The organism is Sphingobacterium kyonggiense, from assembly GCF_039536825.1.
Lineage (GTDB): Bacteria > Bacteroidota > Bacteroidia > Sphingobacteriales > Sphingobacteriaceae > Sphingobacterium > Sphingobacterium kyonggiense.
The window spans coordinates 655,033-679,791 of sequence record NZ_BAAAZI010000004.1 but is presented as its reverse complement, the minus strand read 5'-3'; the positions used below and the strand labels follow the sequence as shown (position 1 = coordinate 679,791).

Below are 24,759 nucleotides of genomic sequence, written 5' to 3'. Positions count from 1 at the left end.
TCCTCAACCTAAACACAATCAGTTTAGTTTTCATTTGCTGATACCAATTCCTGAAGCTTAGTCCAAGTTTCTTGACGAATACTGTGTTTATATTCTGAGGCTTCGCCATGAAGCCTTTGGATACTTTTATTGATATATTCCTTCCGCTCCATGGATGCAGGATGTGATGATATCCAGCTCAAGTCAGCATCTGAACTGAAATGTATATCAAATAGCTCCATCACGTTGGCTAAGCTTTTAGGGTTAATATTAGCTTCCATTAAGTATTTTACGGCAGTCTCATCAGCCTCTTTCTCCAACTTTCTGGAAAAGGCTTGTCCAGTCAAAAAGTTGGTTACTTCACCAGTTCCTGATCCGGATAACAACAAGTCCAAGCCAAAATTGGTAACTAAGGATTTCATGACATGGTTCTTTTCGCAGTGAGCTACCTCATGCGCGATAATGGCTGAAAGGTAGTCTGCACTATCTAAAAATTGAATTAGACCCGTAGTGATAAGGATATGGTCATCAGGTAAAGCAAAAGCATTAACTTCTGTATCGCGAATGACGTGAAATTTATAATTCGAACTGGAAATAGAATTATCTTTCAAAAGGGGTAGAGCTAGAGAATCAATAATTGATTTGACGCTGTCTTCATCCACTTGTTCATAAAGCTGATCAATGTTCTTGATGATCAAATTACCTAACTTTTTCTCCAGCTTATTCTCATTCTTTTCTACTTGGAAGTGTTTCATCCAATTGATTTGAGATAACCCAATGTATAGACCCGCTAATACGGCCAATAAAAATATAAATTTGCCTAAAACCCTCATTACTTTACAATTTTGTCAGTTAAATCCCCAAATAAAAACCAGCGTACATGCTTTCCCGCTCTAGTTTTTACAGCAGTATAAATCGTGGAAATGATTTCAATAATATTGATAATCAGTATCAAGGTGATATAGCCAAAATAATAGTTGTTTAACTCTTGAGACTGAAAGATAATGGAAACAGTCCACCAAAAGCCTACCGTATTGAAAAAGAAAATAAACAATTGGGATACTAAGGCTTGTGTACAATGCCATTTAACAAACTTGGTCGATTTTCTCATTCCAAAATAAAATATAATGGTAGCAATGAGGTTAAAAATAGGTAAAGGTAAGCCTGCAAGAAGAGCAAATAACGACATCAAATAACTGTTTGATGCGTATTCTCTTTCATCTTCTGTTATCCTAACAGAGTCAAAATTTAAAGTCCCTTCTTGATGTTCCATATCCAATTGGCTAATATTAAAAGAATGAGTAGGATGCTAATTAACTTATTTGTCTTTAGAAATTCTTCGACATTTCGATAAACACGGTAATAGTATTCCTTTTTGAAAATGATATCAATCAACAGTAATAGGATAATACCAATGATGATGATCAGCGAAATGATCCCTAAAGGATTGATCATGATGGCTTCTCTGAAATCGCCCTGTAGAAAAGCTAGGATAGATCTAGAAGAACCACATGATGGGCAAGGATAACCTGTGGCCAATTTAATAGGGCAAACCGTAGCTTCGGCTTCCGAATAATGTATAAAGCCTAACCAGAGTAAACCCAAAAAACAAACTATACCTGTTATTCGATATAGTTTGTTTTTATTGTCTATCATGATTAGTAATTTAATGCAATTACTAACTTTTCAAAGTTCTTATTTTTTGTTGCTCCCATTATTAAAAACCAATCAATGATGGCCCAAATACCCAACCCTCCACAGGTAAGCAATTTAGCAATCCCCAATCCTGTATCACCAATCATAAAACGGTCAATGCCCAAACTTCCTGCTATCAATGAAATGATTAATACAGTGGTCGGATCCTTATATTGTTGAATTTGTACATTTGTTAACTTGCTGTCGTCAGCTTTCGTTAATAAATCTTTGATTTCCATCAAATGATACGATTCAAAAAACTTGTTATTAGACATTAAAAACATGTCAACTTTTTGGCTTTCCATTTTGTTAGTGGTTTATTATTGAATAAAAAAATCCGATTATTCAATGAAGATAATCGGATTTTTTCAATATTTTCTTAAAAAACTTAGTTTTTTATTAATTTCTTATGCTTACGCTTAGATATTTTATCAATGTTTACCGGTTGAGGCACTTTTACATAATATCCAGTACCGTCATATTCGCGTTTATTCGGATGTGTTTTACACGCATCTGAACAACAGCCATCCATTTCCCAACCACATTCATCACATTGCGTGAAATGCTCATTACAGATAGGATTAGCACAGTTAATCATCTTAGAGGTGATTTTACCGCAGTTCTTACAGGTAGAAATAACCGAAGGATTGACAGAGTTTACAGGTACTGTAACTCGGTTGTCAAATACATAACATTCCCCTTCAAAATCCTTACCGCCAGCTTCTTTTCCGTATTTGATAATACCTCCATGTAACTGATAAACATCTTCAAAACCTTCTTTTAATAATAAGGCAGAAGCTTTCTCACATTTAATACCTCCAGTACAATAAGTCAAGATTTTCTTTCCCTTAAGGTGTTCCAACTCCTTTACTTTCTCTGGAAATTCACGGAAGTTGTCAATGTCAAATGTAATGGCATTTTTGAATTTGCCTACATTGTGCTCATAGTTCGAACGAACATCTAAAATCACCACATCCTCTTGATCTTTCATCTCCATGAACTCTTGTGGCTCAAGATGCTTACCGGTTTCAATATTTGGGTTAATGATCTTAGGATCACGAAGTCCTGAATGTACAATTTCCGCTTTATAACGACAGTGCATTTTGATGAAGGAAGGTTCTTCTACATCATCAATTTTAAATTCTGTCTTTGCAAATCGAGGGTCAGCATGTACGGCTTCCATATAGGCTTTACAAGCTTCTGGAGTACCCGATACAGTACCGTTCAAGCCTTCGTCAGCTACGATAATACGGCCTACTAGACCTAATGATTTACAAAATGCTAAGTGTTGATCTGCGAATTGTTCCGCATTTTCGATAGGGCTGTAGCAATAGTACAGCAATGTTTGATATTGTGCCATATATTCATTGATACCGCTGCAAACGGCGTTTAATGTTTTTAAATTTTATGCAAAGATAAACAAATCAGAAAAATAAAAATTGATAGTGATCACTTTTTGATTAATGGTGTCAATAAATACTCCAATCCATTGAGCTTAATTTCATAGAGTGTCTCTAGTAGCATACCGAGTCTGCCAGCAGGAAAGCCATTTTTCTTGAACCATACTAAATACGGTTCTGGCAATCTACAAAGCAAATATCCTTGGTATTTTCCAAAGGGCATTTTACTGTTTGCCAACTCCACTAGAATATTTGGATCCATCATATTAATCTCTCGTTTTCCCCTTTAATAGTCGATGTTTTAGTAATCGAAGGGCAATGATACCATGGTTAATTAAATTGGGAAGATGACCATAGTATTTTCTGAATATTTCAAAGCGCTCCTTTAAACTCTGTTTATGTCGCTGTTGAGACATACCACCCACAAGATATTTCGCCACATAGCAATTGACATTGACTATCTTCTCTGCTTTTTTCGCTGCACGAATTACCCAGTCAATATCCGAACTCAACTTATATTGAAGATCATAAGGTTCAGCAATAGAACGCTTCACATAGATCGCCTGATGACAGACATTCATGCCGTATTTGAAAGATTTCCAGGTGAATTCTTCAGGGGTTTTATGCCTTCGGTCGCCAAGGATCTCCCTTTCTTCATTCACTAACTTCGTCTCACCATAGTAGATATCGGCGTCAGCACCATATTGAAAAATCTGTTCCAAGGTCGTGCAATCGTATAATTCATCACCAGAATTAAGGAAAAGCACATAATCTCCCGTTGCTTGTTTCAATCCCTTATTCATGGCGTCATAGATTCCCTTATCGGGTTCAGAAACCAACTTATCTATGCTAGATTGATATTCCTGAAGAACATTTAATGTGCCATCAGTAGATGCTCCATCAATAACGATATATTCGATGTTTTTATAAGTCTGACCGGCTACAGAATCCAACGTAAATCGAATATCGCGTACATTATTGTACACAATCGTGATGATGGATATTTTGGGAAGCGAGACAGTCATTATATTCTTGAATTATGCTACAAAAATAAGGATTCCAATAAGAATAAACCGAGAATGTTGTTACAAATCTTTTGTAAACTTTTATTCTAAACGGTATGCCTTGTAAGTTCGATTTAACTGTAGGCTTTAATTATTTTAATAGGAAAATCAGACTATGTATAACTAATTGTAGATATTCACATTTTTTTTTGTAAAATCGTATCGAAGTTAACAATAAGTTAATCCAATACCAGTGGAATTACAGGAGATTGATAGGAAGTGTCTTGAGCAATTCATCGCCGGTGATCATAAATCTTTCGAATTAATTTATCGGACATATGGGAAAACCTTATATCGCCGTTTATTTTATATGTTGAAGGATGCTGATCAGGTTGATGAAGCATTGCAATTGATTTTTGTGAAATTATGGATGAAAAGGGATGAGCTTTCCTTAGACCGTAATTTTGCTGGCTATGTTATGCAGATGACCCAAAATACGGCCATCGATTTTATTAGAAAAAATATTAAGAATAGGCTACTCGAAGAAATTGAACAAGCAGAATCTATTTCTTTAGAATCTGTAGAAGATTCTTATTTAATAAAAGAAAGAAGAATGCTTCTTGAAGCAGCAATAAATCAACTACCAGCGCAAAGACAACGCGTATTTACCCTTTGTAAAATCGAAGGCTATAGTTATCAAGAAGTCAGTGAAATGCTGAATATTTCCACCGCAACCATCAGTAACCACCTGACGCTAGCTATGAAATCCATCAAGGATTTTACCTCCAAACATCAGAATGAAATCAAAACCTTGCTGTTTATTATGATCTCTTTAAAAAATATTTAATATCCGATTAGTGACTTTCCCTTTTCTAATCGTAATACCTTTAAACGCCTAGGCGAAATAACCAATTTTAATGAATCAAAATCATATTAAAGACTTACTCCGTAAGCACTTTGAAGGAAATATTTCTTTGGCTGAACTCCATGAGTTGGAACAATTCTTTTTGACGCAGCCGAAAGAGACTTGGGTCAAAATGCTCAATGAAATTGATGTTCCTCAATATTTCGATATAAGCAAGTCTGAGGAAGAGATTGATAACCGTCTTCAAGAAATATATCAAACGATCCAAAAAGAAGCTTTCATGGAAAAGCCTGTCTTGAAATTAAATGAGGGGAAATTTCAATGGAAACCTTTAATTAAATATCTCGCTGCAGCCTGCGCTTTGATAATTGGTTTTGCTATTTATTTCAATCAAAAGACAGAATTGCCACAGGAAATTAAAATAGTGACAGATATATTACCGGCGAAAAATATTGCTCAAATCAATCTGGATAATGGAAAATCCATAGAAGTGGATTCCTCCAAGGTAGGGGTGTTGTATAAAGATGACCAAATTGAGGTGTATAAATCTGAATCTGGTGAAATATCATATCGGGCAGCTAAAGAATCGGATGGGGTGCCACAGTATATAACCGTACGAACTCCAAAGGCAGGTGTAACAACCGTGAAATTAGCTGATGGCACAGTGGTCGAATTAAATGCAGATAGTTATATCAAGTATCCAATTGAATTTGCTGAAGATTTTCGAGAAGTAACTGTTGAGGGCGAACTTTTATTTAAGGTGGCTTCAAATAAATCTTGGCCATTTAAAGTGAAATCTAATAAACAACAATTGGAGGTATTAGGTACAACCTTCAATCTTCAAACACGTGATGGAATTGACAAAACAACTTTAATTGAAGGAAGCGTCAAGATCACTGTGGCAGAAAAAGAGTATTTACTTAAGCCTGGAGATGAGTCCATTGTTTCCGATAAGGTGAATATTAAAAATGTAAATACCACCGAAAAGACCGCATGGTCAGAAAAAAGATTTGTATTTCATAACAGCTCTTTCATCGAAATTCTAAAAGAAATAGAAAATTGGTATGATGTGGAGTTTGTAATGGAGGAACATCTTGATCTGAATGTGCAAATGGTAGGTGAAGTATCACGTAGGATTAAATTAAGAGAGTTATTGAATATTCTCGAAATGAACAGTAAATATAAATTTGAAATCCAAGAAAGGAGGGTGTTTGTAAAGAAGAATACTGCAAACTAAAAAAAAGCTGGAGATGCTGCAACATCCCCAGCGACAGGTTTTTAAAATCTGCATAACTAATTACTAAATTTTATTAACCAGTACAAATATAAGGATATCAACCATATTTTCAGGTTCTTATACTTGTGCTTTATGAACAATTATGATTAGGCAAAAAGTCCTGATGGCATTGCATTGGACCGATGTTCCGCAAGGCCGCACATTAACACCATTATATCGTACGATATTAATTATGAAGTTAACCGTATTTCTGATTTTGTTTTTTATGTTTCAAGCATCTGCTGATATATTCGGTCAGAGTGTCTCTTTGAACATGAAAAACCAACGGTTGGATGTTGTGTTAAAAGAAATCCAGAAACAAACTGGACATAGCTTTCTGATCAATTCAGCCTATTTGAAAAAGGCGAATGCAGTGAGCATTAATATTCAAAATAAATCCATTAAAGCGACTTTGGATGAGATTTTCAATTCCCAACCCTTTGGTTATGTAATCTCCAACAATGTTATAACAGTCAATCCAAATTCCATTGATGAAGTTCCACAAATTAAGATAAGTGGATCTGTACATCGTACAGATGGTTCGGGTATTGCTGGGGTGTCTGTAACGGAAGTTTCATCAGGTAGAACAACACAGACAAATGTTGACGGTAGTTTTACCTTAGATGTCAAATCCAGTGATTCCAATTTAAAATTTTCCTTTTTAGGTTATACAACCCAAACTAAGGCGGCCTCGCAAAACATGAAAGTTACCTTGGTCGCAGAAGACAAAGAAATTGATGAGGTTGTAGTAACAGGTTTCCAAACAGTTGATAAAAGTAAGTTCGTAGGCTCAGTAAGCCAGGTGGATAAAAAGGTGATTGACCGCTCAGGATCTATTGATGTTTCCAGAATGTTGCAAGGAGCTGCTGCAGGGGTAAGTGTACAGAGTACTTCCGGAACATTTGGTTCTACACCAAAAATTCGTATCCGTGGTAACTCGTCCATCAGTGCCAACCAAGAGCCGCTATATGTCATCAACGGCGTACCGATTACATCACCATCCAATGTTTCTGTTTCTCAACTATACAGTGGAGACCCTGCCTCTGTATTAAGCTCGGCAATTGCTGGTCTTAATGCTCAAGATATTGAGGATATCCAAATTTTAAAAGATGGTTCTGCAACTGCACTTTATGGAACGAGAGCAGCAAATGGGGTAATCCTTATCAAAACCAAGAAAGGATCTTATAATTCTAGAAATATTAACCTCTCAACTGCTTATTCCATCGGTGTAAAACCGAATGTAAATCAGTTCAACTTGATGAATTCCAATCAGGAGATGAAGTTGTATAAGGAAATGTATGACCGTGGTTATTTGTCCAATGCCAATTGGCCATCTTCAACCGGGGCTTTTACAGAAACTTACAAGCAACTGGCTTTGCGTAACTATAATTTAGAAGATGCTTATGCGGAGCTAAATACATCTGCAAAAGCCAATACCGATTGGTTTGATGTACTTTTCCGAAACAACTTAATCCAAGAGCATGGTATTTCTTTCTCCGGTGGGGGTGAAAAAAATACCTACTATGCTTCTGGTAGTTATTCCAAAGATGATGGTCAGGCAATAGGATTCAATCTTGACCGATTTACTGCGGATTTAAGAACAACTTTAAAAATTACCTCAGGAATTGATTTAGATGTCAATGTGAACTGGAGTAATAGAAATCAACGTACTCCGGGAACATATAATGCAGGTACTTCGTATTCAGATATAAATCGACAATTTGAGATTAATCCATTTTTATATGCCATGAACACCTCTCGTGCCATGTACCCATATAATCCGGATGGCTCCTATAAATATTATACTGAAAATCTAGCGCCATTCAACATCTTGGAAGAGTTGAATGAGAATTTTAATGATATCCGTGCGCAAGAGATTCGCGGTATGCTTAGACCAACTATTAAGCTATTCAGAAATTTAACTTATGAAGGTACTTTTGCTATCCGTAAAGCCAACAACTCCTATAACCATACCGTAACGGAGAGATCCAACGTAGCTAATGCGCACCGTGTGGATTATAATGATGTCCTAAGACAACAAAATGGATTGCTTTATCAAGATCCAAATGATGCATTTGGTTATAGGGAGACTTTTCTACCTGAAGGTGGATTTATCTTCAAAAGATCAAACTGGATGAACAATTGGAATATGAGAAACCAGTTGAATTTCTCGGACAAATTCAATGATCACCGCCTGGACCTATCTGTTGGTGCCGACATGGAGGATATCTATATTGACCGTGATTATACAAAAGGTACAGGATATCTTTATTATGCTGGCGGTATTATTTCCCCAAGTCGTCTGGCAATGATTAGAGCAGTAAACTTAGACGATAGAACCTATATTTCTTCTTTTGAACGCCTGCGTAAAATTGGATACTACTCTTTTGCACAGTACACCTATAAGGATCGCTACAACCTTGGTTTAAGTGGTCGTGTGGATGGTAGTAATATCTTCGGTAGAATGACCCGTTCCAAATTTTTACCGAACTATAGTGTCGGTGTAGCGTGGAATATTGACCGTGAGAATTTTATTCAAAATTCCAGTTTAAAAGATAAAATTGATTTCTTGAAAATTAGAGCTAGTTATGCACTTCGTGGAAATCAGTTCGAAACTTCGCCTATGTTAGATGCCAACTACGTCAACTTAACCAGATTAGACGCGGCAAATAACGCGAAAGGAATATCAGTATTAAGCCCTGAATTATTCAACTTAAATTGGGAGAAGGATTATACATCCAACTTCGGCTTTGACATTGGTTTATTCAATAAGCTGTCTTTAACAGCAGAGTATTACTACCGTGAAAACAAAGACTTAGTCACTTCACCAAATATTGCACAAGAGGAAGGTTTTACAACCAAACGTATCAATTTCGGATCCATGGTGAATGAAGGAGTAGATGTGACCATTGGCCTTAAAAACATCCTTAACAAAGAGAATTTTATTTGGGATGCCAACTTGATCTATGGATATGTGAAGAATTCCCTGAAAAATGGAGAACTACAATCTTCTTTATTGACCCAGATTACCAGATCCACAGGTTATGCTTTAGAAGGTTATCCATTAGAGGGCTTGTTTGCCTTCCGTTATGCCGGGTTAGGGACCAATGGACAACCTTATTTCTACAAAGGAGATGAGTTGGTGGATGGTATTACATCCTCAGAACGCGATCGAAGCTTAGTAGAATATATGGGTTCTCGCCAACCTTTAGGAACTGGATCTTTTGCTAGTACCATGTCGTATAAAGGTCTTGAGTTTCGCGTATTCTTAACCTATGCATATGGTCATAAAGTATTTATTAGACCTGCTGTGTCTAGGTTCTACGATGATGCCAGCTCAAAATCTGGTGATATGAATTACAGATGGGAAACCATTGGCGATGAACAGTATACCAATATTCCTGGATTGATCAGTACCATTGAACGTATCCACCTTGGTACTGTAAGTAATATTGATGATGTGGCTTACAATAGAAGTAACTTCCGCGTTGCCAAAGCCGATAATTTACGAATTAATGAAATTCAATTATCCTACGATATTGGTCGTATCATCAATAAACAATGGCCAGCTGTTAAGAACTCGAGAATCATGTTCTCCGCAAATAACATACATTATTGGACAAGTGGTCGATTAAGAGGGGTAGATCCAGAACTGTACCTAAATGGTGGTACTTCGTTGCCAAACCCTAGATCCTATACTGTAAGATTAACCTTAGGTTTTTAAGCTTATTATGATGAAGAATATTATAATGATAATTGGAACTGTAATGACTGCTTTGTCATTGAGCTCCTGTGATAAATTTATAGATGCACCCTACGATAATAGGGTGGAATTAAAAAGTACGGAAGAATTAGAAGGAATAATTACCAATGCTTATCCTTTACGTGCTGATATTTTTACAGAGATAATGACGGATAATTTCCATCATTATGCCTCCACTATGCAAGCTTCCAATGGAGCTACTTATATACCCATTTACCTGTGGAAAGATGAGTACTCGGAAAGTATAACGACGGCGACACCAACTTATGCATATTCGCACTATTACAAGAAGATCTACGAAGCAAACTTAGTAATTGAAGAAGCCGAACGAGTAAGCGGTACAGACCTGAAAAGGAAGGCACTACTAGGAGAGGCATTGATGTTAAGAGCATATGGCTATTTTTCCTTAGTAAACTTGTTTAGTCTGCACTATGATGAGGCCAAAAATGCCCAAAACTTAGGTGTCCCTTTGATCACAGAAGTGCCTAAAGAGAACAGAGGAACTTTTGATCGTGCTACTGTTAAAGAAGTCTATGATCAAATTGATGCTGATATGGAAAAGGGGTTAGCCCTATTAAAAGAAGCTTCTCATGAAATTAGTCGATCTCCTTACCGCTTCACTATGGCAAGTATTTATGCCTTCTTCTCAAGAGTCAATCTTTATAAAGGCAAATGGGAAGAAGCAGCAAGATATGCTGATTTAGTTGTAGAAGATCGAGGCACAGTGGTTAGAAAACTATCTGAAGATATTACTAGAAAGAAATCTACCTCTGAAGTCTACTTCGCACAAGAAATCATGAATCCTAGCATTCATCCTAATCTTTTATTAGTGACTCAGACGAATGTGTTTCTTTGTAGACCAATTGGATATCGTTTAGGTGGATTTTACCTGGCACATGACATATTCTATAGAACACCAAGTACGGATTTAAGAAATCAGTTGTACTCTTCTGGAGGTACTGTTATAGACTCTGTGGCACTAATCATCAAGTATGCTACACAACCTAATAACCCTAATGCAGCTGCTTCAAGATACGATGCTTTCACTATGGAGGAAGTACTGTTAAATCGTGCTGAAGCTAATCTGAAGAAAGCATCACCAGATATCGCCAAAGCAATGGCGGATATAGAAGCTATTCGCAAAGAACGTATATCTCCATACAGAGCATTAACTACCCCAGGATCGTTAGAAGCTGCGCTGAAAATCGTATTGGATGAACGTAAATTGGAATTAGTAGGACAAGGATTTAGATGGTATGATATCAAACGTCTCGGATTGAGAATTGAGCACCGATTAGTCAGAACTTCTTCTAAACCGGATGAAGTATTAGAGCCAAATGATTTAAGAACGGCTATTCAAATCCCTATTCCAGCACGTGTCGGAAATCCAAAATTAGAAAATCAGTTAAACCCTAGATAACACTGAATATGAAAAATATATTGCTAATCGTCATCATATTTCTTTGTATCGGATGTACAAAGGAAAATTATCCCTTAGGTGAAGTAGATGATAAAGTAGATTATTTCTCTAAAAGAGAAGTAAAACCAAAATCACAATGGAATGAATTGGATTATTTATGTGACTCCATGCAAAGAGCGTATGGGATAGAAATCATTTATGAATATACACCGCGTATAATCTCGGGTAACACCTTTTTTATGCCACCACAATACGATCTAGCTCTTCCTTATACCAAAGTAGTATTGGATAAAATGTGGTTACAACCGCTGAAAGAGAAATTTCCGGATTTCTTCAAAAAAGAAACACCTATTGAATTTATTCTTGCCGGTGGATATGTACATTTTAACAATGCTACAGCTACTGCAACTGCTGCAGGGGCTGGTATGAATGCACAATTTTACCGCTTAGGTATGGGTGGAGTGAACAATTTCTCCCTCAGTAAATCTTGGTTAAAAGACCACGTGGTGACCTTATACCATGAACATGCCCATCAGATAGACCACAAATATGGTCGTGGTTATTTATATGACCGTGTTTCGCAAGGTAAATACTATGGCTTAAGTGGTTATTATACAAATCCAGCCACTGGTCGCCAAAGAACAGATGATGAAGCTCAAAAAGACGGATTCTTTAAACCTTACGGTGGATATGCTCCAGAAGAAGATTTCGCAACTAGTGTAGAATATATGGTGAAATATCCGGAAAGCACAATCAAAACTTTCATCGCCAAAAACCGAGATCTGGAATCGAAATATAAAATGGTGCACCAAATGTATATGGATATGGGAATCAACTTACATGACTTGTATAAAGTAGTTGATTCTGTTGTGTATAAAGTGAACTATTAATCCTAGAAATTATGAAAAAACTAATTTATTACATGTTATTCGGATTTTGTGCCAGCATTCTATTCGCCGCATGTGAAAAAGATAATATTACAAATGCCCACTTTGATGCTCACCCGAATAGACAAGAAGAGGTGGTTTCTAAACTGAAAAAAGCAATGGTATCTTCGCCCAATGGTTGGGTAATGATGGTCAAAACTTCATTGAGTGAAGATGTATATACACCAATTGTACTTCAATTTGATACCGTTCTTAATAAAGTACAGATTACAACTGTGTATGGAATGACTTCTGAAACAGATGATTTCTTCCGGGTAACTAAAGGAACTGGAAGCCCACAATTGATTTTCTCTACTGGATCAATCATGAGCACCTTGTTCCGTATCGGCGCTAAAGCTTCCGATGTGACAGATCATATGTACAATGTAATTGCTGTTTCAGATGACGAAATTCAAATACAACCCTACAGAAGTGGTAATGTCTATTCTAAAGAAGGGGGTGTTATTTATAAAATGTTCAAAAGACCGGATGATTGGACTTGGGCTAATCAGAATATAGAATTTGACTGGACATCCACTGAATTTAAAACCAATGTGAATGGGGTCTTCGGTGAAATGAAACTCGATTATCAAAACGATACTCCCGATAGAACTGTAGAATGGCGTTTTTGGACTTGGAATAATCCATATCTATATCAAGGAGGTGACCCATTTGCCATTGAGAACAATATAGGTACAGGTGGGTTTAAACCAAATTATTATTTCATCATTACTGGAGGAATTACCAATCAGGTAAATACAACGGTGACCTTGGGCCATAATGCGGTTTCCATCTTTCCTTTCTCCTACAATAACGGGACAAACCAAGCAGCAACAGCATTGAAAAATAATATTAAATCCCATTATCTAGTGTTTAAAAGCATAAGTAGAAATGAAAATAATGTAAAAATGGAATTTGAAGCTTATGGTAAAGATGGTAATGTAATCTTAAAAGCCTCTTACGATAATAAACGATAATCCTAATGTTCAAGTCAAGGAAAATCGGCAGAAATGCCGATTTCCTTTTCTAATTTTATAGTATGCTACGTCTCCTGTTTTTTATTGCTATTCTCCCATTTTTCCTTGCCTGTAATCAGCCGGCTGGACATAAAAATATTCAAGTTCAATTTGATAATATTGCCGCAGACTCCATCGGTTTCCGATTGATCCACTATATGGATGGTGCAGAATTGTTGGATACTTTAATGCCGGTAGGTAAACCAATAGAAATAAAAGATCTCAATGAGGATATGTACTTAGCCGTTTTCTACTGGCCTCGTACATATATCCCCCATAGTGTTATGAGAAGTAAATTCTTTAATAGAGAGGAAGGAGATAATTATCAACTGACCAAGCCTTTTTATGTGGATGCTGAAAACTTAAGAGATTACCAATTTGGATTTATCGAAAAATTAAACCCAGAAGATATTGAGCTTAATCAGATTCGAGATTTTAACTTAAAAACTGATAATTGTGAAGAGTGCGCCTTATCAGAAGTCTATTGGCAAAACTACAATGCCTTCTTTCAAAGAAAAGATTCCCTATCTAAAAAGTTCAATACAGATTACTATAATGCCATTCAACAAAATGATAAAAACCTTAGACAAAAATTTTTAAAAGCAGATTCTATTAAACAAAAGGTATGGATTGATCAAGTTTACCTCAAAGATTTAAACCAACTCATAAAAGACAATGCCGATAAAAAAGTGAGTACATTTTTTCTCTTTTATCAACTCTATTTGTTTCGGGATTTCCCTAAATTCCGCAGTTCTTATGAAAGTCTGAAAGGAGACGCTTTGAAGTCAAGGTACTATCCTATGTTGAAAAAACAGTTTGATAGAGCAGAAAATACAAAAACCTAAGTTATAATATGTTAAATTAACGCTGAATTATTTAATAATCTCCTTGGAGAACTCTAAATTTAATGGACATTAATACGCGTTAATTTAATTTTTATGCCAACACTTAAACAAACTATCCTCAAATACTTCCCGATTCACAAGTTCTTTCATGCGCGATCTTTTTCGCAGGAAGGGGAGGATATGGTCATACGTGGATTTTATGAAGCCAAGAAAGGCTATAAAGGAGTCTACGTCGATGTTGGTGCACACCATCCCTACCGATTCTCCAATACCAATTACTTCTATAAAAAAGGCTGGAGAGGCATTAATATTGAACCATCTCCAGATGCAATGCCCTGGTTTAAGTTCTTTCGACCAAAGGATGTCAATCTAAATATTGGAATTTCTGAAAGTCCTCAAGAGTTAACCTATTATTGCTTTAATGAACCCGCATTAAATGGTTTTTCGAAAGAAGTATCTGAAAGTCGTGATGGGCTACACGCAAAATATAAGCTACTAAAAACCATTCCCGTTCCGACCTTACCTTTAAGAGAGGTTCTTGACAAACACCTGAAGCCTGGAAAACCGATTGATTTTCTCTCCGTAGATGCCGAAGGATTTGATTTGATTGTGCTAAAGTCGAATGACTGGAATAAATACAGACCGATATTTGTATTAGTCGAGGAAGAGCTTTCCATACCAGAACTCCATCAGTCCGAGATATACCAATTCATGCTTCAACAAGGGTATAGTCTTGTCGCCAAAACCAAAAGAACCTTGTTTTTTAAACGTAAAGAAGATTAAGCTTGCTTGTTTTTCTTCGCCTTATAGGCATTTATTTTCTTTTCAAGGAAACGAGCCAATCGTTCAAAGAAGGTGCCTTTACGATGTTTATAGAAATGTTTAATGGCTGCATATGCCGTTGGGTCTTCTTGAATAACAGTAGGGAATCGTTGTACTGCCTTTTTAGCTAATTCAACACGGTACACCTGATCCACATCCGAATGTGTTCCTGAACCATCTGTTCCCGTATTTTGTATGTAGGAACGACGAGGGTATAAAACCAATCCTTGTTGCTTAAAAATCGATAAGTACCAACGAATGGCCCATGAATTAATCTTGCCATCCTTGAATTGTTGAACCTGCTTCCAGAAATTCTCTGTACCGTCTACACTAAAAGCTTTCCGGTCCTTTCGAGTAAAATCCTTCGTGAGTGCCTCAATGTCCGGATTAAAATGCTTCCAAGCCCTTTCCCAGGTCGCCCATCCCCAAGAATTCGCTACCCGAAAGAAAAAGGATTGCTGTAAACTTTTTGGTCGCTCTACCGGATACATATAGCCCGAAATTTCCATCACCTTTTCCTCGTTTTCATATCGATTCAAAGCATCATTGAAATATTCTAAAGCAAAAGGTGAACTCTCTAAATCATCCTCTAAGACAATGATCCGACCATGTTTTTGAATGACCTGACTGACTCCCTCAATGATACTGTTCGCTAATCCTTTGTTTTGCGCACGTTCTATAATGTAGATATGTTTAAACTTCCAAGGTTCACGGATTAAAGACCGAACTTGATTCACACTGTCGATATCATTGGCCGTTTTTGGCCCGTCAGAAAAAATATAAAGATCAGATTCTTCGGCAAGTGGATTAGCCTCTAAAGAAGCCAAGGTTTTTCGGGTATGAACAGGTCTATTGTAAACAAATAGTGCAATTGGTGCTAACATGTAATCACAAAAATCAATCAATTCAAAATCAAATATATGGAGATAAACTCGTATTGCTTAAGTATAATGCTTTTTTATTATACTGTACAAGAATCTTTCCTAAATTTGTTGATTAAAGAAATTCATGAGCGAGAATACAAAAAGCAATACCCTTAAAGGCCTCTTTTGGAATACCATTGACCGCTTCGGCAACCAGGCAATGGTTATTTTGGTCAGTGTTATTATTGCTCGTATTGCCGATCCATCGGCCTTTGCACAGTATAGTGTATTGCTGATCTTCTCCACAATAGCCACCACCTTTGTCAATAGCGGATTGGCAACTTCACTTGTACGTAGCAAAGAAGTCGATCAACTCGACTACTCTACCATGTTTTGCTTTAACCTGACGGTTAGTATTAGCTTATACCTCATACTCTTTTTTGCTGCTCCTTATATGGAACAGTTTTATGGAATTAAGGGATTAGCATTGTTCGCAAGGGTTCTTTTCCTGCAAATTGTTATTCAATCCTTTGGTATTGTACAGAACGTCAAAATTCTACGGAACTTCCAGTTTAACCTCATGATGCGGAGTAATGTCTTAGCGGTTTTTCTATCAGGCGGACTTACGATATTAATGACTTATTTTGGGGCACCTATCTGGGCAATGATTTTACAGCCGGTCTACTATGCGACCTTTCAAACCCTGTTTATGTGGATATGGGGCGACTGGAAAATCGATTTTACCTTTAGTGCTAATTCCCTGAAAAAGCACCTGCATTTTTCCGTATCCTTCATGCTTTCCAACTTATTGGGTAAGGCCCTTTCCCAATTGTATTATAATTTTAATGCCAAACATTTTACAGAAACTGTAGCTGGATATTACTACAACGGTAATAAATGGGGAGAAACGCCCGGAATGCTCATGAGTTCTATTGTTCAGGGGACTACTTTGTCAACACTGGCACCTATTCAAGATCAATCTGCCCGATTCTTGAATGCTTGTCGAAAAACCATGTCCAGCTTGGTATTCGTGTTATTCCCGGTCAACATGCTCGCTATATGTGTTGGCGAACCTGCTTTCCGTTATTTCCTAACCGAAAAATGGATGCCTTCTGTGGTGCCTTTTCAATGGTTATGCTTCGTGGGGATATTTATCGCGATGACTGACCTCAATGTGAATTTTCTGAATATCAAAGGAAAATCTAAATTCTCCTTGATCCTTGAAATCATAAAATTTGGAGCATCAATCATCACCTATTTCTTAACCTACAAGCATGGCATTATGATGATCATTTATGGGCAATTGGTTATCCGCGTGATCTGCTATATCATTGCTTCTGCCATGAGTGGTAAAGTATATGGATACCTGATATTAAATCAACTGAAGGATATTATCCCAAGTTTATTGATCAGTGTTTTTGCTGCTGGAATAGCTTATTTACCGCTTTATTACCACTGGGTAGATCATGATCTTTTACTTCTAATCATACAAACTAGTATATTCGCTGTCCTATATATCGGAATCAACCATGTCCTGAAAAATGAAACTTGGTTGGAGATTTTGGGATTAGTTAAAAAGAAAATTACAAAATAAGGTTAATGGAAGTTGCAAAAGGACAATGGGTAGGCTATGAGACTGTCTTCTATCATGAGAAGACGGGCAAATATGGATTGGCCATCAATGAAGTTATTGATTATAGCAATTTAGAGATTGATCCAGAAGGTTTAGCGGCTTATCTTGATTTTGGCTATGCTGTATTCGGACATACACCCGTTAAGCATGTGAAATTCCTTTTGCCACATCAAAGTCTCAATTTGATCGATGGCCAATTACAGGTCTACAATACAGAGGATACCACTTTAAACCTGATTGGAAAAACCAGTAGGGAGGAAGATGTGCTGAACCAGATAAAAACTTCCCTTAACCAATGGGCAGATGGTTTCTCTGAAAATATTTTGATTCCTACCAGTGGTGGTTTTGATTCTAGACTGATGAATGTGCTCATCGAAGATAAATCTCGAATCCATGCCTATACTTATGGTACTTCCTTTAACCAAGGTCAATCTCGTGAATCGGTCTATGCGGGCCTGCTCTCCGAACGCCTAGGGACACAATGGTCTAGAATTCCTCTGGGTAAATTTAACGGATATATCCCGCAATGGTATGAGCAGTTTGGTCCTGCAGTTGGGGCGTCTGGAACTTACCACATGGAATTTTACCAGAAGATCAAAGAGAAGGAAAACTTCGAAAAACTACACCTATTGAGTGGTATTATTGGTGATGCGTGGGCAGGTGCTGTACATGTACCTCAAATTCAATCGGCCAATGAATACCGTACCTTGGGTTATACCCATGGTATGAGTGCCAACGCCAAATTAGCCTGCAATACCGACTACCTTTCTTTGGTAGAACCGATCTTCGATCGACAAAAAGAACATTTAGCCGATCCAGACTTCCGCATCATTACCGCTATGCGGACTAAAATGATGCTCCTTCAATATTTAATTTCCGTGCCCACCCAAATGGGCTTCCCAGGGTATTCACCTTTCGTAGAAGAGGACATTGCATTGGCCATGCTCAATTTGCCTAAGGATAGAAAGGAAAATAGAGCTTGGCAGCGTGATTTCTTCAGAAAAAATAACCTTCTTTTTGAAGAGGAAAAACACAACCATACTTATCAGAATTCCTTGAATTATTATGCCTTACTCCATGAGAAATTAGAACCATTGGATGTGGAGGTCTTGAAAGAATGCATTAATCCGGAATATCTGCATTGGATCAATGGTAAGATTCAATCTATTGGCCGCAAAGAGCGCCTGTTTCAGACTTTAATGCATACGCCGAAGGTCAAGGGTGTTCTTAAGCTTTTAGGGGCTAAGAACGACTTATTAGAAGCTTATTTTGCGTATATTACCATTATGCCAATCGAAATCTTGTTAAAGAAAAGAAATACCCATGCTTAAGACCAGCAAACTCTTATTCGTCGGAGATGTAGTGCTTAATAGCAAACCCGTATTCACGCCCAAGCTGAAAGATCTTTTTCAGTCGGCGGATTTACGTGTTTGCAATTTTGAAGCTCCATTGAAAGGTGCTGGAAAGCCTATTTTGAAGACAGGGCCTCATGTTGCTCAGGATCCTGAAGCTGTGGCATGGTTGAAACAAGAAGGCTTCAATTTTTTTTCATTGGCGAATAACCATATTTTAGATTACGGCGATGTTGCTCTTCAGAAAACCATAGCGGCAATAGGTGCAGATAACTGCTTAGGTGCTGGAGATGCAAAACAGGCCTATGCCTGCCATACCTTGACAATTAACGATACCCTATATGGCTTTATGGCCTTTGGTGAGAATGGTTTCGGAGCCTTAAATGGCGATCGTGATTATGGGCATGCTTGGGTAAATGATCCACAAGTGGAGACTCAAATTAAAGAAGCCGCGGAAAAGGTGGATGTGCTAATCTTACAAGTGCATGCTGGCGTAGAACTTTTGGATGTGCCAATCCCGGAATGGCGTACAAGGTATAAGCAATTGCTGGATGCCGGAGCAGATGCGGTAGTAGCGCACCATCCCCATGTTTTACAGGGAATGGAATACCATGAAAATAAACCCATCTTCTATAGCTTGGGAAACTTCTATTTCGATTATCCTTCAAATCATCCCCAATGGAATACAGGTGGCCTTTTAGAACTTCGTTATGAAGGAAAAAAACTGCTCGGCTTTACCATGCATGTCGTTAAAAAAACGAACAATAAGCTGGACTTAGGGAATGAAAATGAAGCCGAAAAAATGATGGCTGATTTGAATGTAAAGCTTAATATTCATTCCTACGAAGATTATGTCACGGCTTTTGCTGTTCAAGATTGGGATAAACACCACATACAATATTACGCCAAACCTTTTAACGGATTAGGGAAATATAATATCAAAGCATTGCTGAAACATGTAAAACGTAGTGTTTTCAATAGGGAGGTGGATTACCACATGCTGTGGCATAACCTATTTATTGAAAGCAACAAATGGCTCGTTGAGCGAGCCATTCGGTATAAATTGAAAGCAAAATAAGCTTAGATCACACTGATCTGATTGCTGAACTCTGCTAAACTTGGATGCTTTGGATCTAAATCCGTTATCAAATAGCTGATGTCTTTTAATGGACATACACGCATTTTCTGATTCGAATTTAATTTCTCCACGATACTCAATACGCCTAATTTCTTAGAACACTTGATCATCGCTTTTTTTATCTGAACAACTTCCCAGTCCGAATCGGTTATTCCTTCCTCAACGGAAAGACTATTTGTACCCAATAGACACAGGTCAACCTTGATCTCCGATAACTCATTGATGACTTGTGAGCCTGTAACGACATTGGTGTTGCGGGAAAGTTTCCCTCCCAATAAGATAACCTCAATATTTTCTTTCTCGGCTAATTCTAAAGCTACCAAAGGACTAATGGTGAAAAAAGTACATTGTATATCTTTAGGTACTAATCGCGCCAACTCGATCATACTGGTACCACCGCCCACTAAAACGGTCATACCGCTTTTTATTAAGGTAATAGCTTTTGAAGCAATCTCTTTTTTCGCTTCCTTGGCATATACGTTTCCTTCTTGAAATGGATATTGAAACGATCTTGATAAAGCGCCCCCATAAACCTTTAGAACCTGTCCGCTTTCTGCAAGTTCATTCAGATCCCGACGAATGGTGTCCTCCGAAACATTCAACTGAACACTTAAATCCGAAGATAATACCTTATTGTGGATATTGATCTGATGAATAATATAGGCTTGCCTTTCTTCTTTTAACATAATTCAAATTTACTTATGGGATATAAAATTATAAAAATATTCGATAAGCAATTAGGTTTATCTTCCTAATTGTCATCTTCTTCCTTTTTTGGAGGGTTTATTTTCAGATTCTTAAATCGTGGTGTAAAGCCAGGAGGCTTTTTTGTTGATTCCTCTTCTTTTGGGGTTGAAGACTCTTCTTCGCTGCTTTCTTCTGCCAGTTTAGGTTCTGCCTCAACTGACTTAGGCGGACTACTCGCTTTAAACCTTGGTTTAAAGCCTGTGGGTTTGCTACTGCTCTCCACGCTAGGAGTTTCTTCTTTCTGCTCTTCCTTGCCTGCCTGAATTTCTTCTGCCGGCTTATCCGCTGTTTCTACCTTCTTGACAATGTTACTCGCTTTAAATCTTGGTTTAAAACCCGCTGGCTTACTCGCTGTCTCTTCTGCTTGAGGGCTTTCAGTCGGATTTTCTTGTTTGTTTTCGGTGCTTTCATCAGTTTGAGCTGTTGGTTCTACTTGCTTTGGTAGATTGCTCGCCTTGAACCTGGGTTTGAAACCGGAAGGTTTACTATTTTCAATTTCCTTAGTAGAAGGGTCTAAAGGTTTCTCTTTACTTTCTTTTTCTGATGATTCCTTAGGTTCCACTTTAATTGGTGGATTTCCAGCTTTAAATCTTGGCTTAAACCCGGCAGGTTTACTCGCTTCCGTCGCAGAAGTTGTTGATACATTGGGGTTTTCTTCTGTAATGGAAGATTCTTCCTTTGGTTCTGCGGTTTTTGGCGGAGTGCTTGCCTTAAATCTTGGTTTAAAACCCGCAGGTTTAGCTGTTGGACTTGGAAGGTCTGCTTGTTTTTCTTCGGTACTTTCCGCACTTTCAACAGGCTTAGCTGCAACTTGAGCTTTGAATCTTGGTTTAAAACCTGTAGCAGACTTAGTTGTTTCTGTAGTAGCTGCTTTTTCACCATCTGCTGATGAGCTTCCCGTAACGAGTTTCTGTACGGCGCCTTCCTTATTTTCGATTAATTCAATTTCCGCTAATAGATAATCTTTCCTTAATCGATTGAACCAGAATTTTTTGCTATGGTCAAAACTCTTTTCTCCCATCAAAGCATAATCCCGATCAAATTCCTGATAAAGTTCAGGACGGGCTTTCTGCAATGCATCTAAATCTATTTTCTTCTTTGTGAAAAATTCCAAAAAGGTCAGCATATACAAATGTACAGAGACGAAACACGAAAGACAACATGCATCCGCTTTTTTTCACGAAAAACATTTTAGACGAATTAAATGAGACCGCTTCGCTAATAGATGTGAGATAGGAGATTTGAGATAGAAAAGGTGAAACCCCGACGAGAACGAACGGAATGTCCGCCCGCGTTTTGGAGATTATGGTTAAAAGGCATCAGCCATCAAATGTGATGATTTTGGGAATGTTTATTATCGGTCGAAGCATGCTTCGACCCTACAGTTAAGGTTGTTTTGAAATTATTTTACCCATTTCATGTGGGGCGATGCATGCATCGCCCGCAAACTAATTATTCATTAATATTACATTCAAATACTATGTAAAATTGCATTAGAAGTGAAAACTGTTGTTTTTTTTCATATAGTTTGAACCTCCTTCATCTTGGATTCTGTATGACAGAACCTATTGGTGGTGGAGTTGAGACTCTTCGCTCTGCTTTGAGGTGTAAATAACAAATTTGTTATCCCACCAATAGGTCTAATTACTAACTACTTAATACTGGATACTGCCCGTAGGGCAAAGGGGTTTTCTTAGGTACTCTTTCGGATCTCCTTCGGAACTTGTTCGGATCTCCTTCGGATCTCGTTCGGTTCCGACCGAACGAGATCCGAAGGAGATCCCTATTAGATCCTTGGTAAATCCGTTAGAGTCTCGAAGGAATATAAGAGCAAATCTTAACCATAGACGAAGCATATCCTTTTGAAAAAAGATACAGCTAATAAGAAATTTAAAGTTTAATTGCTCCGAATAGAAGCTTTGTAAGAATAATTTAAACAAACTCTACAGGGAAGTAGAGAAGTTAGGATGCAATTTTCTTTTCAATAATACCAGGCACAAAGGTTTGGAAACAAAAAAAGGAAGGCTCAGCCTTCCTTTTTATTAATTTCTTATCGATTAGTCCATGTTGTGGTAAACCGCTTGCACATCATCGTCTTCTTCAATCTTGTCGATCAATTTTAAGACGTCTGCAGCCTGTTCTTCTGTCAGAGAGGTATGCGATAAGGCAATGCGTTCTAGCTTCGCAGAAGACACCTCAATGCCTTTCTCCTCCAACAAACGTTGCATATTACCAAAGTCTTCAAAAGAAGTCTGTACTACGACTACATCGTTTCCTTCTTCATCAGCCTCTACATAGATTTCTTCTAATCCACCATCAATCAATTCTAATTCCAGTTCATCCATATCCAATTCCTCCGTGGCAGGGAAACGAAAGATAGATTTACGGTTGAAAATAAAATCCAAAGAACCGGTTTTCCCTAAAGAACCACCTGATTTAGTGAAATAGCTACGGATGTTAGCTACCGTTCTGTTGGTATTATCCGTCGCAGTTTCGATAAGGACAGGTACACCATGTGGGCCATATCCTTCATAAACATACTCTTCGTATCCTTTAGCGTCTTTTTCAGAAGCTCTTTTAATAGCAGCTTCCACACGGTCCTTAGGCATGTTTACTGCCTTGGCATTTTGAACCGCTGTACGTAAGCGTGAGTTGTTCTCTGGGTGAGGTCCGCCTTCTTTTACAGCGATTGCAATTTCTTTCCCAAGTCGCGTAAACTGTACGGCCATCTTAGCCCAGCGCTTGAATTTTCTTTCTTTTCTGAATTCGAAAGCTCTACCCATTTTAGTTTAATTTAATTTTAAGATTATCTAACATGTCTTTTGTCATTCCTGTCAGATCAAACGTCGGTGCCCAGCCCCAATCATTTCTTGCTTCGCTGTCATCGATGCTCTTAGGCCATGAGTCCGCAATCGATTGACGTGGGTCGTTCTCTGAGTAGGAAATCTCAAAATTAGGGAGAATTTTTTTAATTTCTTCAGCTATTTCTTTTGGAGTAAAGCTGATGCCCGCTAAATTATAACTTGAACGGATACTTAATTTCGAAGGATCGGCATCCATCAGTTCAATTGTTCCACGAACGGCATCGTCCATGTACAACATCGGTAATTCGGTGTTTTCCGATAAAAAAGAAGTGTATTTTCCTTGACGAATAGCTTCGAAGAAGATGTGTACAGCATAATCTGTAGTACCTCCTCCTGGTTCTGTACGCCAAGAGATAATTCCTGGATAACGTACCGAACGGATATCTAATCCATATTTTTCATGGTAATATTCGCATAGACGCTCACCAGCAAGTTTAGAGATTCCGTAGATACTGTTCGGATCCATCACACAGTACTGTGGAGTTTGCTCTTTTGGAGAGTGAGGTCCGAATACCGCAATCGAACTTGGCCAAAAGATCTTCTTAATACCAAATTCAACAGCTAAATCTAATACGTTCAATAAGCCATTCATGTTCAAATCCCATGCTTTCATAGGATATTGCTCACCAGTAGCGGATAACATGGCTGCTAATAAGTAAATTTGAGTAGGCTTGTACTTTTGAATAAGGGCTCTGATCGCTTCTTTGTCTAAGACATTCAATGTCTCAAAAATCTCTCCCGATGCGATCTCCTTAGGCGCACGGATATCCGATGTTATGACGTTTTCATTGCCAAATTTAAGACGTAATGCCGCTGCTAATTCTGAGCCTATTTGACCGTTTGCTCCGATCATCAAAATGCATTCTTTCATGCTTATGGAGATAGTGTTGTTAAAATTTTATCTATAATTATCCAATGACATTGGAATAAGGCGAAATTACCAATTAAATGGCTGAAAATGATGCTAATTTGAGATTTTACGCAATCGTATGATTTATCCTTTTTTGATTAAAATCTATTAATAATCAACCAAAATCATCGATATTTTAATAATTTTTTATCCATGAAAATCCTGTCCTTCGTATTAACTGCTTATAAAATGATATTATGTCAATAATTTGATGGAATAACTGAATATATTTCATGGATTC

23 protein-coding genes are annotated in these 24,759 nt (G+C 37.6%); 11 read left to right on the top strand and 12 right to left on the bottom strand.

The features are described from left to right. Nucleotides 1-23 precede the first annotated feature (23 nt). The 7 genes from ABD676_RS03970 to ABD676_RS03940 form a co-directional block, all read right to left on the bottom strand. On the bottom strand, nt 24-734 hold the full coding sequence (locus ABD676_RS03970) for a M48 family metallopeptidase (protein ID WP_344673372.1): 711 nt from the start codon (nt 732-734) through the stop codon (nt 24-26). A gap of 77 nt (nt 735-811) precedes the next feature. Beyond that, nucleotides 812-1,252, bottom strand: coding sequence for a magnetosome magnetite crystal formation protein family (locus ABD676_RS03965; protein WP_344673371.1), 441 nt, complete (start codon nt 1,250-1,252; stop codon nt 812-814). Beyond that, the gene (locus ABD676_RS03960; RefSeq protein ID WP_344673370.1) at nt 1,228-1,635 is read right to left on the bottom strand and encodes a DUF2752 domain-containing protein; all 408 of its coding nucleotides are present in this window, start codon (nt 1,633-1,635) and stop codon (nt 1,228-1,230) included. Before ABD676_RS03960 ends, ABD676_RS03965 begins: the two co-directional genes overlap by 25 nt. A 2-nt stretch (nt 1,636-1,637) precedes the next feature. Then, nucleotides 1,638-1,979 (bottom strand): TM2 domain-containing protein, encoded by a 342-nt coding sequence (locus ABD676_RS03955; RefSeq protein ID WP_344673369.1) that lies wholly within the window; start codon nt 1,977-1,979, stop codon nt 1,638-1,640. 83 nt (nt 1,980-2,062) lie between these two features. Beyond that, the gene (gene trhO / locus ABD676_RS03950; protein WP_344673368.1) at nt 2,063-3,034 is read right to left on the bottom strand and encodes an oxygen-dependent tRNA uridine(34) hydroxylase TrhO; all 972 of its coding nucleotides are present in this window, start codon (nt 3,032-3,034) and stop codon (nt 2,063-2,065) included. An 89-nt stretch (nt 3,035-3,123) separates the two neighbouring features. Next, nucleotides 3,124-3,339 carry a DUF3820 family protein gene (locus ABD676_RS03945; RefSeq protein ID WP_344673367.1) on the bottom strand — a complete coding sequence of 72 codons (216 nt, stop codon included), beginning with the start codon at nt 3,337-3,339 and terminating at the stop codon, nt 3,124-3,126. A 1-nt stretch (nt 3,340) separates the two neighbouring features. After that, a complete protein-coding gene (locus ABD676_RS03940; RefSeq protein ID WP_344673366.1) occupies nt 3,341-4,099 on the bottom strand; it encodes a glycosyltransferase family 2 protein in 759 nt (252 codons plus the stop codon). Nucleotides 4,100-4,331: 232 nt separating this feature from the next. Here ABD676_RS03940 and ABD676_RS03935 point away from each other — a divergent pair, with 232 nt between their 5' ends. From ABD676_RS03935 to ABD676_RS03900, 8 genes are all read left to right on the top strand, one after another. Further along, on the top strand, nt 4,332-4,925 hold the full coding sequence (locus ABD676_RS03935) for an RNA polymerase sigma factor (protein ID WP_344673365.1): 594 nt from the start codon (nt 4,332-4,334) through the stop codon (nt 4,923-4,925). A 70-nt stretch (nt 4,926-4,995) separates the two neighbouring features. After that, the gene (locus ABD676_RS03930) at nt 4,996-6,180 is read left to right on the top strand and encodes a FecR family protein (RefSeq protein ID WP_344673364.1); all 1,185 of its coding nucleotides are present in this window, start codon (nt 4,996-4,998) and stop codon (nt 6,178-6,180) included. 142 nt (nt 6,181-6,322) lie between these two features. Next, nucleotides 6,323-9,943: a SusC/RagA family TonB-linked outer membrane protein gene (locus ABD676_RS03925; protein ID WP_344673363.1), complete on the top strand. Its 3,621-nt coding sequence runs from the start codon at nt 6,323-6,325 to the stop codon at nt 9,941-9,943. Nucleotides 9,944-9,968: 25 nt separating this feature from the next. Beyond that, on the top strand, nt 9,969-11,402 hold the full coding sequence (locus tag ABD676_RS03920) for a RagB/SusD family nutrient uptake outer membrane protein (protein WP_344673362.1): 1,434 nt from the start codon (nt 9,969-9,971) through the stop codon (nt 11,400-11,402). 8 nt (nt 11,403-11,410) lie between these two features. Further along, the gene (locus ABD676_RS03915) at nt 11,411-12,292 is read left to right on the top strand and encodes a putative zinc-binding metallopeptidase (RefSeq protein WP_344673361.1); all 882 of its coding nucleotides are present in this window, start codon (nt 11,411-11,413) and stop codon (nt 12,290-12,292) included. 11 nt (nt 12,293-12,303) lie between these two features. Next, entirely contained in the window at nt 12,304-13,305 is a 1,002-nt protein-coding gene (locus ABD676_RS03910) for a DUF4302 domain-containing protein (protein ID WP_344673360.1), read from the top strand. Between the two features lie 197 nt (nt 13,306-13,502). Next, nucleotides 13,503-14,189, top strand: coding sequence for a hypothetical protein (locus tag ABD676_RS03905; protein ID WP_344673359.1), 687 nt, complete (start codon nt 13,503-13,505; stop codon nt 14,187-14,189). Between the two features lie 93 nt (nt 14,190-14,282). Further along, a complete protein-coding gene (locus tag ABD676_RS03900) occupies nt 14,283-14,972 on the top strand; it encodes an FkbM family methyltransferase (protein WP_344673358.1) in 690 nt (229 codons plus the stop codon). On the opposite strand, the gene ABD676_RS03895 is transcribed toward ABD676_RS03900, so the two are convergent. After that, nucleotides 14,969-15,895, bottom strand: coding sequence for a glycosyltransferase (locus ABD676_RS03895; protein ID WP_344673357.1), 927 nt, complete (start codon nt 15,893-15,895; stop codon nt 14,969-14,971). The genes ABD676_RS03900 and ABD676_RS03895 overlap by 4 nt on opposite strands. Before the next feature lie 124 nt (nt 15,896-16,019). On the opposite strand from ABD676_RS03895, the gene ABD676_RS03890 reads away from it, so the two are divergent. The 3 genes from ABD676_RS03890 to ABD676_RS03880 are packed head-to-tail and all read left to right on the top strand — an operon-like array spanning nt 16,020 to nt 19,937. Then, nucleotides 16,020-17,468 (top strand): lipopolysaccharide biosynthesis protein, encoded by a 1,449-nt coding sequence (locus ABD676_RS03890; protein ID WP_344673356.1) that lies wholly within the window; start codon nt 16,020-16,022, stop codon nt 17,466-17,468. Nucleotides 17,469-17,473: 5 nt separating this feature from the next. Further along, entirely contained in the window at nt 17,474-18,838 is a 1,365-nt protein-coding gene (locus ABD676_RS03885; RefSeq protein WP_344673355.1) for an asparagine synthetase B family protein, read from the top strand. Then, complete coding sequence (locus ABD676_RS03880; RefSeq protein ID WP_344673354.1) at nt 18,831-19,937, top strand: CapA family protein; 1,107 nt, start codon at nt 18,831-18,833, stop codon at nt 19,935-19,937. The genes ABD676_RS03885 and ABD676_RS03880 overlap by 8 nt, the downstream gene beginning before the upstream one ends. A gap of 2 nt (nt 19,938-19,939) precedes the next feature. On the opposite strand, the gene ABD676_RS03875 is transcribed toward ABD676_RS03880, so the two are convergent. The 4 genes from ABD676_RS03875 to ABD676_RS03860 all read right to left on the bottom strand — a co-directional run bounded on the left by ABD676_RS03875 (nt 19,940) and on the right by ABD676_RS03860 (nt 24,479). Beyond that, a complete protein-coding gene (locus ABD676_RS03875) occupies nt 19,940-20,683 on the bottom strand; it encodes a DeoR/GlpR family DNA-binding transcription regulator (protein WP_344673353.1) in 744 nt (247 codons plus the stop codon). A 65-nt stretch (nt 20,684-20,748) separates the two neighbouring features. Next, nucleotides 20,749-21,858: a DNA topoisomerase 2-like domain-containing protein gene (locus ABD676_RS03870; RefSeq protein ID WP_344673352.1), complete on the bottom strand. Its 1,110-nt coding sequence runs from the start codon at nt 21,856-21,858 to the stop codon at nt 20,749-20,751. A 943-nt stretch (nt 21,859-22,801) separates the two neighbouring features. Then, nucleotides 22,802-23,527, bottom strand: coding sequence for a YebC/PmpR family DNA-binding transcriptional regulator (locus ABD676_RS03865; RefSeq protein WP_344673351.1), 726 nt, complete (start codon nt 23,525-23,527; stop codon nt 22,802-22,804). Between the two features lies 1 nt (nt 23,528). After that, nucleotides 23,529-24,479, bottom strand: a complete 951-nt coding sequence (locus ABD676_RS03860; protein ID WP_344673350.1) for an NAD-dependent epimerase/dehydratase family protein — start codon at nt 24,477-24,479, stop codon at nt 23,529-23,531. Nucleotides 24,480-24,759 lie beyond the last annotated feature (280 nt).

Excerpts from the sequence above, each read along its gene's own strand:
- ABD676_RS03970 (WP_344673372.1), bottom strand. The coding sequence starts at position 734 with ATGAAACACTTCCAAGTAGAAAAGAATGAGAATAAGCTGGAGAAAAAG.
- ABD676_RS03965 (WP_344673371.1), bottom strand. The coding sequence starts at position 1,252 with ATGGAACATCAAGAAGGGACTTTAAATTTTGACTCTGTTAGGATAACA.
- ABD676_RS03960 (WP_344673370.1), bottom strand. The coding sequence starts at position 1,635 with ATGATAGACAATAAAAACAAACTATATCGAATAACAGGTATAGTTTGT.
- ABD676_RS03955 (WP_344673369.1), bottom strand. The coding sequence starts at position 1,979 with ATGGAAAGCCAAAAAGTTGACATGTTTTTAATGTCTAATAACAAGTTT.
- trhO (WP_344673368.1), bottom strand. The coding sequence starts at position 3,034 with ATGGCACAATATCAAACATTGCTGTACTATTGCTACAGCCCTATCGAA.
- ABD676_RS03945 (WP_344673367.1), bottom strand. The coding sequence starts at position 3,339 with ATGATGGATCCAAATATTCTAGTGGAGTTGGCAAACAGTAAAATGCCC.
- ABD676_RS03940 (WP_344673366.1), bottom strand. The coding sequence starts at position 4,099 with ATGACTGTCTCGCTTCCCAAAATATCCATCATCACGATTGTGTACAAT.
- ABD676_RS03930 (WP_344673364.1), top strand. The coding sequence starts at position 4,996 with ATGAATCAAAATCATATTAAAGACTTACTCCGTAAGCACTTTGAAGGA.
- ABD676_RS03925 (WP_344673363.1), top strand. The coding sequence starts at position 6,323 with ATGATTAGGCAAAAAGTCCTGATGGCATTGCATTGGACCGATGTTCCG.
- ABD676_RS03920 (WP_344673362.1), top strand. The coding sequence starts at position 9,969 with ATGATAATTGGAACTGTAATGACTGCTTTGTCATTGAGCTCCTGTGAT.
- ABD676_RS03915 (WP_344673361.1), top strand. The coding sequence starts at position 11,411 with ATGAAAAATATATTGCTAATCGTCATCATATTTCTTTGTATCGGATGT.
- ABD676_RS03910 (WP_344673360.1), top strand. The coding sequence starts at position 12,304 with ATGAAAAAACTAATTTATTACATGTTATTCGGATTTTGTGCCAGCATT.
- ABD676_RS03905 (WP_344673359.1), top strand. The coding sequence starts at position 13,503 with ATGGATGGTGCAGAATTGTTGGATACTTTAATGCCGGTAGGTAAACCA.
- ABD676_RS03900 (WP_344673358.1), top strand. The coding sequence starts at position 14,283 with ATGCCAACACTTAAACAAACTATCCTCAAATACTTCCCGATTCACAAG.
- ABD676_RS03895 (WP_344673357.1), bottom strand. The coding sequence starts at position 15,895 with ATGTTAGCACCAATTGCACTATTTGTTTACAATAGACCTGTTCATACC.
- ABD676_RS03890 (WP_344673356.1), top strand. The coding sequence starts at position 16,020 with ATGAGCGAGAATACAAAAAGCAATACCCTTAAAGGCCTCTTTTGGAAT.
- ABD676_RS03885 (WP_344673355.1), top strand. The coding sequence starts at position 17,474 with ATGGAAGTTGCAAAAGGACAATGGGTAGGCTATGAGACTGTCTTCTAT.
- ABD676_RS03880 (WP_344673354.1), top strand. The coding sequence starts at position 18,831 with ATGCTTAAGACCAGCAAACTCTTATTCGTCGGAGATGTAGTGCTTAAT.
- ABD676_RS03875 (WP_344673353.1), bottom strand. The coding sequence starts at position 20,683 with ATGTTAAAAGAAGAAAGGCAAGCCTATATTATTCATCAGATCAATATC.
- ABD676_RS03865 (WP_344673351.1), bottom strand. The coding sequence starts at position 23,527 with ATGGGTAGAGCTTTCGAATTCAGAAAAGAAAGAAAATTCAAGCGCTGG.
- ABD676_RS03860 (WP_344673350.1), bottom strand. The coding sequence starts at position 24,479 with ATGAAAGAATGCATTTTGATGATCGGAGCAAACGGTCAAATAGGCTCA.